Source organism: Kitasatospora sp. NBC_00315 (assembly GCF_041435095.1).
Taxonomy (GTDB): Bacteria; Actinomycetota; Actinomycetes; order Streptomycetales; family Streptomycetaceae; genus Kitasatospora.
Genome location: NZ_CP108025.1, coordinates 1,259,269 through 1,271,371 on the forward strand (window position 1 = coordinate 1,259,269; position 12,103 = coordinate 1,271,371).

The 12,103-nt window shown below is 74.4% G+C and carries 12 protein-coding genes; 6 read left to right on the plus strand and 6 right to left on the minus strand.

Annotated elements, in window-relative coordinates; genetic code table 11:
- Positions 1 to 49: 49 nt before the first annotated feature.
- Positions 50 to 1,597: a hypothetical protein gene (locus tag OG823_RS05280; RefSeq protein WP_371477919.1), complete on the minus strand. Its 1,548-nt coding sequence runs from the start codon at positions 1,595 to 1,597 to the stop codon at positions 50 to 52.
- A 406-nt stretch (positions 1,598 to 2,003) separates the two neighbouring features.
- On the opposite strand from OG823_RS05280, the gene OG823_RS05285 reads away from it, so the two are divergent.
- The 4 genes from OG823_RS05285 (at position 2,004) to OG823_RS05300 (ending at position 5,011) form a co-directional block, all read left to right on the plus strand.
- The gene (locus OG823_RS05285) at positions 2,004 to 2,549 is read left to right on the plus strand and encodes a hypothetical protein (protein WP_371477921.1); all 546 of its coding nucleotides are present in this window, start codon (positions 2,004 to 2,006) and stop codon (positions 2,547 to 2,549) included.
- A gap of 169 nt (positions 2,550 to 2,718) precedes the next feature.
- Positions 2,719 to 3,495, plus strand: a complete 777-nt coding sequence (locus OG823_RS05290) for a LamB/YcsF family protein (RefSeq protein ID WP_371477922.1) — start codon at positions 2,719 to 2,721, stop codon at positions 3,493 to 3,495.
- 41 nt (positions 3,496 to 3,536) lie between these two features.
- On the plus strand, positions 3,537 to 4,154 hold the full coding sequence (gene pxpB / locus OG823_RS05295; protein WP_371477924.1) for a 5-oxoprolinase subunit PxpB: 618 nt from the start codon (positions 3,537 to 3,539) through the stop codon (positions 4,152 to 4,154).
- Positions 4,151 to 5,011 carry a biotin-dependent carboxyltransferase family protein gene (locus OG823_RS05300; protein ID WP_371477925.1) on the plus strand — a complete coding sequence of 287 codons (861 nt, stop codon included), beginning with the start codon at positions 4,151 to 4,153 and terminating at the stop codon, positions 5,009 to 5,011. The genes pxpB and OG823_RS05300 overlap by 4 nt, the downstream gene beginning before the upstream one ends.
- 170 nt (positions 5,012 to 5,181) lie before the next feature.
- On the opposite strand, the gene OG823_RS05305 is transcribed toward OG823_RS05300, so the two are convergent.
- Positions 5,182 to 5,622 carry a hypothetical protein gene (locus tag OG823_RS05305; protein WP_371477927.1) on the minus strand — a complete coding sequence of 147 codons (441 nt, stop codon included), beginning with the start codon at positions 5,620 to 5,622 and terminating at the stop codon, positions 5,182 to 5,184.
- A 104-nt stretch (positions 5,623 to 5,726) separates the two neighbouring features.
- Positions 5,727 to 6,509, minus strand: coding sequence for an MBL fold metallo-hydrolase (locus OG823_RS05310; RefSeq protein WP_371477928.1), 783 nt, complete (start codon positions 6,507 to 6,509; stop codon positions 5,727 to 5,729).
- A gap of 87 nt (positions 6,510 to 6,596) precedes the next feature.
- Here OG823_RS05310 and OG823_RS05315 point away from each other — a divergent pair, with 87 nt between their 5' ends.
- The gene (locus tag OG823_RS05315) at positions 6,597 to 7,220 is read left to right on the plus strand and encodes a CGNR zinc finger domain-containing protein (RefSeq protein WP_371477929.1); all 624 of its coding nucleotides are present in this window, start codon (positions 6,597 to 6,599) and stop codon (positions 7,218 to 7,220) included.
- 113 nt (positions 7,221 to 7,333) lie between these two features.
- Here the strand turns inward: OG823_RS05315 and OG823_RS05320 are convergent, their stop codons facing one another.
- From OG823_RS05320 to OG823_RS05330, 3 genes are all read right to left on the minus strand, one after another.
- Complete coding sequence (locus OG823_RS05320) at positions 7,334 to 8,506, minus strand: putative PEP-binding protein (RefSeq protein WP_371477930.1); 1,173 nt, start codon at positions 8,504 to 8,506, stop codon at positions 7,334 to 7,336.
- Positions 8,507 to 8,557: 51 nt separating this feature from the next.
- Entirely contained in the window at positions 8,558 to 10,441 is a 1,884-nt protein-coding gene (locus tag OG823_RS05325) for an FAD/NAD(P)-binding protein (protein ID WP_371477931.1), read from the minus strand.
- A 272-nt stretch (positions 10,442 to 10,713) separates the two neighbouring features.
- Positions 10,714 to 11,088 (minus strand): hypothetical protein, encoded by a 375-nt coding sequence (locus OG823_RS05330; RefSeq protein WP_371477932.1) that lies wholly within the window; start codon positions 11,086 to 11,088, stop codon positions 10,714 to 10,716.
- 261 nt (positions 11,089 to 11,349) lie between these two features.
- On the opposite strand from OG823_RS05330, the gene OG823_RS05335 reads away from it, so the two are divergent.
- Positions 11,350 to 12,063: a class I SAM-dependent methyltransferase gene (locus tag OG823_RS05335; RefSeq protein WP_371477935.1), complete on the plus strand. Its 714-nt coding sequence runs from the start codon at positions 11,350 to 11,352 to the stop codon at positions 12,061 to 12,063.
- Positions 12,064 to 12,103: the final 40 nt, after the last annotated feature.

Sequence of the window (12,103 nt, forward strand, 5' to 3'; positions counted from 1 at the left end):
TGGTCCGTCGTACGGGTGCGTCGCGGCGCGCGCGGGGGCGCGGCGGCCATCAGCCGGCGTCCTTGCGGTCGGCCGCCATGCCGGCGGCGTCCAGGAGGGCGCTGCCGACGATCAGGTCGGCGCCGCCGAACTCGACGTCCCCCAGCTGGGTGCCGTCGTCGACGGCGAAGAGCAGCCGCTCCTCGCCCTGGCGGTAGGCGGTGCCGACCGGCGGGCTCGCGGCGTGCACGGCCAGCAGGGCGACCAGGTACGGGAGCTCCGGATCCTGCCTGCGGGCGTCCGCGAGCAGGCCGGAGAGCCGCCGGGGGGCGTCGGCGGGCAGGTCGAGCAGCTCCAGGGCGGCCTCCAGCTGGGCCTCCGAGAAGCGGCTGTCGGCGGGGGTGGCGACGAGATCCGGATCGGGGAGCTCGGCGCCGAGGTGCTCGCGCTCGACGGGCGGGGTGAGCAGCAGGTCGACCAGGTCGGTGACGCGCACCGAGGTGGGCGTGCGCAGACCGGTGCCGCGGGCGAAGAACGCGTCGGTGGGGCGGACGGCCTGCTCGACCGGCAGGCGCAGCAGCGGGGCGAGCAGCTGCCCGTACAGGTCGATGCCGGTGCGCACGCCCGGGGAGGCGAAGGCCTGGCGGTCCTGCTCGGCGCGGAACAGCGGGCCGGCCTCCAGCAGGCGGGTCTGCAGCTGGGTGTGGCGGCGGATGCAGTCCTTGACGATGTCCACCAGCTCCGCGGCGCGGCGCTTGTGCTCGGCGCCCTCGGGGGTGTGGGGCTCGCTCTCGTCCCGGACCTTGCGGATGTTGGTGAGGATCGCGTTCTCGTGCCGGTAGCGGTCCGCGATGTGGTCGAGCGCCTCGTCGATCAGGTCGGGGACGGCCTGCATCCAGTCGACGGCGCGCACGTTGCGGCGGGTGGCGTCCAGGGCGCGGCGCAGTGTCTCGGCGTACTGGACGGTGCGGTAGCGGGCCTGCTCGGCGGCGAGCTGGGCGTCGGCGAGGCGGCCGCGGCGGATCAGCACCTCCAGCTTGACCTCGGCGGCGATCTGGGCCGAGGTGACGTCGGTGTCGAGCGCGCCGACCAGGACGTTGACGGCCTCGTCGGTGGTGCGCAGGTAGACGCCGCCGTCGGGGCCCGGCACCTCCTCGATCAGCTTGAAGTCGTAGTCGCGCCGGACGTACTCGCCGTCCGGGCCGAAGGTGCCGTAGACGGCGCGGAAGCCCCGGTCGACGCTGCCGACGTTGATCAGCGACTCCAGCACCCAGCGGGCGACCCGCTCGTGCTCGGCGGCGGCCCGGGGCGGGTTCTGCGCGGCGACCCGGGGCAGCATGCGGGCCAGCACTATGTCGCGGTCGGCTCCGGTGTCGAAGTCCATGTGCAGGGTGACGAGGTCGATCGCGGCGAGGCCGACCTCGGCCATCGCGTAGCCGCCGTACTCGCCGGCCAGGTTGACCTTGCGGTTGTCCAGGTCGTGCAGCGGCGCGGTGCAGGCCAGCGCCTTGAGCCTGCGCGCGAGGCCCTCGTCGGCGGCGGGGCCGGGCGCGGGCCGGGCTGCTCCGGCGGGCGGCCGGGACCCGTAGTCGGTGGGCTGGTCTGCGATGGCGGTCACGGTGGACAAGATTAGGGGTTCGCACCGACAACGTCCGAAACGGGCCTTCTGGGCGGAGTTGCGGGGACGCCGGCCGGCCCCGCCGCGCACGGCCGCGGGCGGGCCTTTCCCCGCATCACCGGGAGGGCCCGCCCTGGCCGGCCCCGCCGCGCACGGCCGTAGGCGGGCCCGCGCAGGGACGCGGCTCGCGGTCAGGGGCACGGCGGACGTCCGGCGCCGAGGGGGTGACCGCCGCCGTCCGGGGCCCCGCCCCACCTCCGACGACCTCGGGCCGCGCACCGGCAGGCGTACCGGCAGGCCCGGGCGACTCCCGACCTAATTTTGAACGCGTTCAAAGTTAGGTCTAGAGTCGGCCTCGCACGGGTGCGGAAAGCCATCACCCGTCCTCTGGCACGGAGGTTCCCGTATGAGCAGCAATCCGACCGACCCGGCGGCCCGCGCGCTGAGGCGGGTCCGCCGCTGGCTCTGGACCTTCGTGGTCTGCCTCGTCCTCAGCGGTCTGACCGCCTTCCCACTGGAGAGCGAGACCCGCTGGCTCGCCGAGCTGGCCACCGGTCCGGCGGCGCCGCTGAGCGAGCACGTCCCGGGGCTGCTGCACCGGCTGCTGACGGTCAGGGACGGCATCGCCGACACCAACCGGCGCTACCCCTTCCTCGCCTACGGGACGGACTGGCTGGCGTTCGCGCACCTGGTGATCGCGATCGCGTTCTGGGGGCCGATCCGGGATCCGCTGCGCAACGTCTGGGTGATCCGCTGGGCCGTCATCGCCTGCGGGGCGGTCATCCCGCTCGCACTGATCTGCGGACCACTGCGCGGCATCCCGTTGTACTGGCGATTCATCGACATGTCGTTCGGGGTCGTCGGCGTGATCCCGCTGCTCGTCGTGCTCCGCGCCATCCGCTCGATCGAACGGCACACCGCCGCCCGCCCGGCTCCCGTCCTCGCCCGCTGAGGCCCCGCGGGAGCCCGCTCCGGCCGCCACCCCGCGCCGCTGGGCCAACCGGGGGAGCGCGTTCACGGGCGCACACCGGCGGGAGGGCCCCGCGCCCGGGTCACGCACACCGGGCGCAACATCCAGGCCCTACCATCGCGGTGAACAGCTCTCGGGAGGCGGACCAGGCGTGGCCGACACGGTGATCGATCTCAATGCGGACCTCGGCGAGGGGTTCGGTCGCTGGACGCTGACCGACGACGAGGCACTGCTGTCGGTGGTGACCAGCGCCAACGTCGCCTGCGGCTTCCACGCCGGCGATCCGTCGACGATGCGCCGCGTCTGCGCGCTGGCCGCCGAACGCGGCGTCCGCATCGGCGCCCAGGTCTCCTACCGGGACCTGGCCGGCTTCGGCCGCCGCGCGATGGACGTCCCGCCCGAGGAGTTGTCGGACGAGATCGCCTACCAGATCGGCGCCCTCCAGGTGTTCGCCCGGGCGGCGGGCTCCCGGGTCTCCTACGTCAAACCGCACGGCGCGCTCTACAACCGGGTGGTCGCCGACTCCGAGCAGGCCGAGGCGGTCGTGGCGGGCGTCCTGCGTGCCGGAGCGGTCTGCGACGGCCCGCTGCCGGTGCTCGGGCTGCCGGGCTCCAAGCTGCTCGCGGTGGCCGAGGGCGTCGGACTGCCCGTCGTCACCGAGGCGTTCGCCGACCGCGCGTACACCTGGGCCGGCACGCTCGTGCCGCGCCGCGACCCGGACGCCGTCGTGCACGACCCGGAGGCGGTGATCGCCCGCGCGGTGGGCATCGCCCGCGACGGCCTGGTGACGGCCGCCGGCGGCGAACCGGTCGCGGTCGAGGCCCGCTCGCTGTGCGTGCACGGCGACACCCCCGGCGCGGCCCAACTGGCCTGGCGGGTGAGGGGAGCGCTCGCCTCGGCGGGCATCCGGGTGGAGGCGTTCAGCTGACCGGCCGACAGAACGCCACCGCCGCAGCCGGATCCGTACGGGTGCTCAGGGCCGGCGAGAACGGGCTGCTCGCCGAGGTCGCGGACGGCGCCGGGGCCGGTGCGCTGCACGCCTGGCTCCTGGGGCTGCAGGACGCCGGGAAGCTGCCGGAGGTGACCGAGATCGTACCCGCCGCCCGCACCGTCCTGCTCGACGGTGTGAGCGACGTGCGCGCCCTCACCGCCCTGCTGACCGGCTGGCGGCCCGCCGCCGACCGGGGGCCCGAGGGCCCGCTGGTGGAGGTCCCCACGCTCTACGACGGCGCCGACCTCGATGAGGTGGCGGCCCTCTGGGGCGTCTCCGCCGAGGCCGCCGTCCGGATCCACACCGAGCCCGAGTACCGGGTGGCGTTCTGCGGGTTCGCCCCGGGCTTCGGCTACCTGACCGGCCTCGCCGACCGGTACGCGGTGCCACGCCGGGCCACCCCCCGCAGTTCGGTGCCGGCCGGGTCGGTCGCGCTGGCCGGCCCCTACACCGGCGTCTACCCCCGCTCCTCCCCCGGCGGCTGGCAGTTGCTGGGCCGGACCGCGCTGCCGCTCTGGGATGTCGCGCGCGAGCCGGCCGCACTCCTCGCACCGGGCGTGCGGGTCCGGTTCACCGACGCCGGGGGGCACGGATGAGCGGGCTGGAGGTGCTGCGGCCGGGGCCGTTGACGACGGTTCAGGATCTCGGCCGGCGCGGCGTCGCGCACCTGGGCGTGCCCCGGGCCGGCGCGCTGGACGAACCGGCGCTGCGGGCCGCCAACCGGCTGACCGGCAACGCTCCCGGCGCGGCGGCACTGGAGACCACGCTCGGCGGGGTGGCGCTGCGGGCGCTGCGGCCCCTCCTGGTCGCGGTCACCGGCGCTCCCGCCCCGGTCCGGGTGGACGGGCGGCCCGCCGCCTGGGGCGCGCCGGTGACCGTCCCGGCCGGTGCCGTGGTCGAGATCGGCCCGGCCACCCACGGCGTCCGCAGCTACCTCGCCGTCGCGGGCGGCATCGCCGTCCCCCTCGTGCTCGGGAGCCGCTCGGCCGACGTGCTCTCCGGGCTCGGGCCGCCGCCGCTCACCGCCGGGGCGGTCCTGCCGGTCGGCCCGGAGCCGGCCCCCGGCCGCCTGCCCGACCTGGTGCCGCTGGCCGCTCCCCCGCAGGAGCTCGTGCTGCGGCTGCGGCCGGGGCCCCGCTCCGACTGGTTCGAGCCGTGCGCCGAGGCCCGGCTGGCCCGCGACCGCTACCGGGTGGCGGCCGCGAGCAACCGGGTCGGGCTGCGCACCGAGGGCCCCGCCGTGGGGCGGGCCGGGACCGGTGAACTCCCCAGCGAGGGAATGGTGCTGGGCGCCGTCCAGATCCCGCCCGACGGGCAGCCGGTGGTGTTCCTCGCCGACCATCCCACCACCGGCGGCTACCCCGTGATCGGCGTCGTGCCGCCGCCCGACCTGGCCGCGGCGGCGCAGGCCCGGCCGGGCACTCCGGTGCGGTTCGTCCTGCTGCGCGGCTGACCTCGCGCGCCCTGCGGCAGGGCGCGGGCGCACCCCGCCGCCCGGGCCCGGCACCTCGGTCGCCGGCTCGAACCGCCGGCCGTACCAGGACGGCTCGGCGCGGGCGTGCGGTTCAACCCGACGCGGACCGGTGGTTCAACTCGACGCGGGCGTGCGCCGGTGATTCCCGGTCAGCGGCGTCCGGTGGCCAGGATGACGAGGAACTGGCCGCCGCCCGCCTCGATGTCGGCGGTCACCGGCAGCCCCGGTACCAGTCGGGAGAACCGGTCCACCAGCCAGTCCGCCGCCTCCTGGGCGTCCTGCCTGGTCGGACAGCGGCCCACCATCTCGCGGCCCCCCTTGCGCTCCAGCCGCGCGGCAACGGTGATCAGCGGCGCGGGCTCGACCACGTACAGGCGTTCCGGCCAGGCGATGACCACCTTGACGGCGCCCTTGCGGGTGTTGCACCCGCGGTGCGCGAGCCGCTCGGCGACCTTGGCCTTCCGGTCGGCGGTCCGGCTGTCAACACTGGGGCCCCGCGAGTCGTTCACCGACTTGTCGGGGTCGACCGGTTCGTCGCACACCCAGCACAGCCAGCCGTCGCGCTCGGCCACATCATCAAGGAGACTCACCCGAGCAAACTAGCCTGCCCGGCCGCCACCGCGCGCACCAGGGCCTCGGCAACCGGGTGAGCCGTGGTCCGTCGGTCGTGGATCCGTGCACGCGGGCCCGCCGTTCAGTCGAGGCTGAGCCGGTCCGCCAGGCCCGCCGCGGTGAAGGCGTCCACCAGCTCGCTCCGGCCCTCGCTGAAGTGGCCCCAGCTGTCGAAGTGGACGGGCACGACCCGGCGGGCGCCGAGGATGACGGTGGCCTCGGCCGCCTGTGCACTGTCGAGGGTGAGCAGCGCCCCGTCGAAGAGGCCGGTACGGGCGGCGCCGGCGAACAGCACGGCGGTGTCCACCGGGCCGACCCGGTCGGCGATCTCCTTCACCAGCGCGAGCGAGGCGTTGTCGCCGCTGACGTAGACCGTGGGCAGATCGTCGGCGGTCAGGACGAAGCCGATGACCTCCCCGACCACCGGCTCACTGCCCTCGGGTCCGTGCAGGGCCGGCGCGGCCGTCACGGTCAGGACGCCGCCGTCGGGGCGGGCCAGGTCGACGGACTCCCAGGGGGCCAGGCCGCGGGCGGTACCGCCGAGTCGGCCCTCGCCGCCGCGGGTGGTGAGCACGAGCGGGACGTCGGCGAGCAGGGCCCGGCCCGAGTGGTCGAGGTTGTCAGGGTGCTCGTCGTGGGAGAGCAGGACGGCGTCGACGGGGCCGAGGTCGGCGGGGTCGATCGCGGCGGGCGCCGTCTTCGTGAGAACGCGGCCCGGGCCCACCGGGTACTCACCGGGGGCGTCGAACGCCGGGTCGGTGAGGAGCCGGAGCCCGCCGATCTCGATCAGGGCGGTGGGGCCGCCGAAGACGCGGACGGTGGTCCGCTCATCGGTCACGTCATGGGTCGCACTGATGTCGCTCATCGCACACCTCACGGATAACTAGGTATTTTGCCGTGAGATGAAGCTAGCCGATTCTCACGGATAACCGCAAGGTCTAACATGAGAGCCATGCAGGAGCCCGCGAACGCCGCCACCGCCCCACCACCCGCGCCGGGGGCGGAGCGGCATCCCGCGCTCGACTTCGCCAACAGCACGCTCTCCCTTCCCGGCAACCGGAGCCTCGACCTGCTCGGCGACCCGGCCTCGGCCACCCGGTGGCTGGCCGACCACGCACTCGCACCGGCCGACACCGGCCTCCAGCAGGTGTGCGTGGGACGGTTGCAGGAGTTCCGGGCGCAGCTCAGAACGCTGCTCGGGGCCCGGCTGACCGGGCTCCCCGCGCCGTCCGAGGCGCTGAGCGCCGTCAACGACGCACTCACCAGCGTCCCCTCGGCCCCGCTGTTGCACTGGGACGAGGCCCAGGGCCTGCACCGCGCGCGCCCGCACCCCACCGACCAGATCGTCGACCACGTCCTCGCGCTCCTCGCCGCGGACGCCGCGGACCTGCTCACCGGCCCCGACGCCGAGCGGCTCGCCTCCTGCGGCGCCGCCCCCTGCACCCGCTACCTGGTGCGCACCCACGGCGCACGCCACTGGTGCTCGGTGCGCTGCGGCGACCGCGCCCGCGCGGCCCGCGCCTACGCCAAGCGGACCGGGGCCCGGGCCGCGCCCGCGAGTGAACCCCGGCCCTAGCGGCGCCGGCGCCGCCGGAGACAGTCGGCCCGCGCCGGCCCGCGCCGGCCCGCGCCGACGGCCGGGCGCGGCCGTCGGACGGACGGCCGCGCCCCGCCACCGCGTCGCGCGCGTCAGGGTTGCGGCTGGAGGATCACCTGCTGGAGTTCGGCGGTGCACATCATGTAGCCGTCCGGGGTCGGCAGCCGCTCCAGGTAGTGGGCGAGATCCGCGCCCAGCCCGAACACCCTCACCGGGGTACCGGCCGCACGGGCGGACTCCACCACCCTGCGCACTCCGTCCAGGACGGCCGGGTGCCGGGTCTGGTAGGACTCGGCCACCAGGTGGTTGCTGCGGTCGGCGGCGAGATAGAACTGCACCAGGTCCTTGGTCCCGACGAACAGCTCGCTGGCGCCCGCGGCGCAGATCGCCGCGGTGGCGTGCACCGCCGCGGGAGTCTCGATGAACGCGGAGACGGGAACGTCGGCGGGCAGCTCAAGATGCTCCCTGAGCTGCGCGAACTCCTCCGCGTCGTTGAGGAACGGGACGGAGAGGTGCACCCGGCGCGCATCGTCACCGAGCCGTTCGCGCAGGCAGCGGAGCACAGCGTGCAGCGCGTCCCGGTAGGCGGCCGAGCCGAGCAGCCACCGTGCGCCGTGCAGGCCCAGTTCCGGGTTCGGCTCGACCGCGACCGAGGCCAGCCGGGTGACACCGGCGGCGTGGTCGGAGCGCAGGTCGAGGAGTCTCAGGACCAGCCGCTGGCCGGGCAGGAGCGCCTCGACGAAGGTGCACAGCCGGCCGGCGACCGCCCGCCCGTACGCCGCGACGGCGGCGGGTCCGCCCTCCAGGGAGTCGAGCGGACGCAGTCCCGCCGCGAGACAGAGGAATTCCTCCCGGATGAAGAAGGAGTCGACCCGCTTCGCGTTCGGCCCACAGGAGTTGATCGTGTGGATGTCCTGGAGGTCCGCGATGACCGCACAGGCCGAGCCGAGATCGTCCAGCAGCGTCGGGCCCTCCCCCGTGCCCGGGGCGCCGTCAACCGCGTCCGAACCGATGACGATCGACTGGCTCTCCAGGTGCAGCGTCACTTCGCCGACCAGGTCCGCGAGATCGGCCTGGTCGACGCGGAGCACGGGAATTCCCCTGCCGCGGCAGATGGACTGCATGTGGCCGGTCAGACCGCCCGATCCGCAGACGACCGCACGCGCCGCCACAATGGCTTCGTAGAGGCCCGCTTCGAGGGAAGGGGCGACGAGGATGGATCCTTCGAGTGCACCTCTCGTGCGGTTGCAGGTCCCTCGCAACACGCTCTGTGTACCACCGGTCAGCAGGAATCCCTGAATCCGTCGCCCGTTCAACTACTCCCCCAAATCGTCGGCGTTCGCCATACCCAGTTGTCGACGCAGCTGCCGCGGCGTCACGGAGACGTCGGTGAGTCGTACGACGGCGGCCCGGTTGACGACTGCCCTGATCAGGCGGTCACTCCGGGAAGCGTCCATCGTGAGGGCCGGGAGTTCGGCCACGGATCGGATCCGGGCGTCCAGTCGGGAATCGAGCAGTTCCCGCTCACTTCGAGCACGAGTGGCCAACCTCCTCACCTCCAGAACCACAGCCTCCTCGAATCCGGCCCGGGCCGCTTCCTCCATATTGCTGACATGCTCTTGGCATTGGGTCATCTCCTGGGCGCATTCGTCCGCCCGCAGTTCCAGTTGCTCGATCGCCTGCGCGGCGACCGCGATCGACTGGTTCTTGATGGCGGCGAGATTGAAGGTGAACGCACCGGTCCGGCCGTTGCGCACGATCTCGTCGCCCTCCCTCGGCACGCCGACGGCGGAGATCGGGCCGGACCGCTGCCCGTCGGGGTTCAGGAGCACGCCCCGGTCGTCGACCTCCAGGCCCCGCCCGGTGCGCTCGTGGGGTGCCGCGATCCCCCGCCGCAGAAGGTTCCTCCAGAGCGACTGGCCGACCCTGCTGTAGTCGGACTCCCTGCCGAAGTTGGAGATCACGAGGTCCGCCTCGATGGCGTGCTGCTCCTCCGGAGCCGTCACCGAGACGACCAGTCGCCCGGACGCCGCCGGGGCGATCGCCCGCACGGTGCCGACGACCAGCTTCACCGAGCCGTCCGCCGAGTGCATCGCGCGCTCGATGACCGCCATCGTGTACTCCACCGCACCGACCCGGAACGCGGCCATCGCAGTTCCGAACTCGTCCAGCAGGCGCCGTAGTTCAGCGGAGGGAATCCGCTCGATGGCCTTGGGGAGGTGCGGCTCCCACGCCTTGGCCACCCGCTCCGCCACCACCTGCGGGGCGACGTCGGGGTGCTCCCGCAGGACGGTGGCACACGCCCTCTCCCACGCGTGGCGGACCCGGCCGAGGAACTCCTCGCGACCGCGGTACGGCTCCAACAGCTCCTTCGGGCAGGGCAGTCGCACCACCTCGTGCTCATGACCGCCGGGGTACGTCCGGAACAGCGTCCCCGTCCTGGAGATCAGATGGATCCGCCCGCTGTGGCCCCGGCGCAGCAGCAGGCCGGCCGAGTCGTAGGCGCTCAGCACCGACCCGACGATCGCGACCGTGGCGTCCGAGGGCAGCGCGGCGAGCTTGTGGACGCCCGCGGCGGAGTACGGGTTGCGCACGAAGGACGGGTGGGCGAGCACCTCGGCGGCGAAGGCCGGCTCCCGGAGTTCGAGACCGGTCGCGAGCACGACGTGGTCGGCGAGGAGCACCGTCGCCTCCGGCTCCCGCGCGGCCCCGGCGTCACCCTCGGAAGGCCGACGTATCGTCACATCGACTCCGTGGGAACGTACTTCCATGTCGACCGCCTCGCCGTCCGCCTCCACGAGCACGACGCCGGGACAGGCCTCCCGCGCGGCCTCGGCCAGCCGGTCGACCAGGTAGTCCTGGAAGATCCGCCGGGGCGCCGGGCCCTGCTCCACGAACTCGAACCCGGCCCAGGGCGGCGGCCAGTCCCGGCGGTCGGCCTCCCGGTTGGCCCAGCGGACGAAGTCGTGGACGTCCTCCCGGAAGGCCGACATCCGTCCGGCCTGGATGTTGAAGACGTGGTCCCAGGGGTTGCCCTCCCGGTGGTAGGCGACCCCGGCGGAGCGGTAGTCGGCCCGCCGTTCGAGCAGGACCACTTCGAGCGGACGGCGGGCGAACCGGAGCAGACGGATCGCGGTGGCGGTGCCGGCCAGGCCCGCCCCGACGATGAGCACTCTTGGGCATGTACCTGTTCGACTCATGGAAATCTCTCCCCGGTGAGCGACGGGCACCCGGACACGCTGGATCGTCCGAGCGCGAGGACTGCTGACGACGTACGAGTCCGGACGAGAGGGCTGCCGTCCAGAGGCGGTTCGTCCACGTCGGGACGAACCGCCGGGGGGTGCGAACGCGGGGTGTCCGGGCACAGGGCCGGGGGAAGCGCCGACGCCTCACGGGCCGGTCGTGCAGGACGACGGAGGCCGATGCGGGCCCCGGCGGCGGCCGGCCGCCCGCTCCCGGCCCGTCGCCCTCGTCAGGCGGGCCTGCCGAGGGCCGCCAGCAGGGCCTGCGGCTGCTCCACGCTGATCCGCAGCTCGCGCAGCCGGACCGGCACCAGCAGGACGGCCGCCCGGGCGTCCGGTTCGATCCGCAGCCTCACCAGGCCGCGCGAGGAGCCGTTCACCAGCCAGCGACCGCCGAAGCCGTGCACGCCCCAGCCGCCCACCCGGCCGCCGTCCGACCCGGCCGAGGTGATCGAGGACAGCGGGATCTCGGCCCGGAAGACCCAGCCCATCCGGACCGTGACACCGGCGGCGCCGACCGTGACCCCGGAGACCCCCGGCCCCATCCCGAGCAGGACGGCCGGCAGTCGGAACCAGGTCTCGTAGCGCAGTGCGAACTCTGACATCGCGTCAGCATCCCACGCGGCCGCGGCCGAAGGGGCACTTCCGCATCGAAAAGGGGCCCGCCGCAGGACGGCGGGCGACCGGCGGGAAGCGGCGCCACCGACGAGGGGACGGTCGTCGGCACGGATCAGGGCACACCGCGGGCCGGCGGGCGCACGGAGGGCGTCCCTCCACTCGTGCCCGGCGGACGGCGAACGGACGGACATCGCGCCGATCCGCCCGGGGGCCTTCCGAAGAGCGCCTCCCCGTGTTCCGATGGCAGGATGAAAGCACAGGGGGCGGACGAGCGGTCACGCGACGGGTACCGGGGCACCGGTCCGGGGGCGATCACGCCGGACGGCTGCGCGGTCGAGGTCTGGGAGCGCCTTCCGGTCGGTGACGAGCCGGAGGTGATCGAACGATCGGTGCCGGCCGGCGCGAGCATTCTCGAACTCGGCTGCGGGGCAGGCCGGATCACCCGGCCGCTGGTGCGGCGGGGATTCGTGGTCACCGCCGTCGACGAGTCCGCCGAGATGCTGGAGCGGGCCGCGAGGGTGGGCGGCGTCCGCACCGTCCGGGGCGCGATCGAGGGGCTGGACCTCGGCGAGCGCTTCGACGTCGTCCTGCTCGGGTCGTTCCTCGTCCACGCCGGCGATCCCGAGGTGCGGCGCGCCCTGCTGGGCACCTGCCGGCGGCACGTGGCCGAGCACGGCTGCGTGCTGGTGCAGCGCGAGGGCGCCGACTGGCACGAGCGGCTGCCCCGGGAGCGGCGGATCGGCGACGGACTCTCGCGGGTGGTCTCCGCCGAGCCGGCCGGCCCGGGCGTGAACTCCGTCCACGTCGAGTACGTCTTCCCGGACGCGAGTTGGACGCAGACCTTCCTGTCCCGCCCACTCACTCCCGAGGCCTTCGAGCAGGCTCTCGCCGAGGCCGGTCTCACCGTGACCGAGTACCTGACGCAGGACAGCACGTGGGCGCGGGCGGTGCCGAGCCCCTGAGCGGCGGATCGGTACACGGCGGCGCTCCGGGCACGGCCGT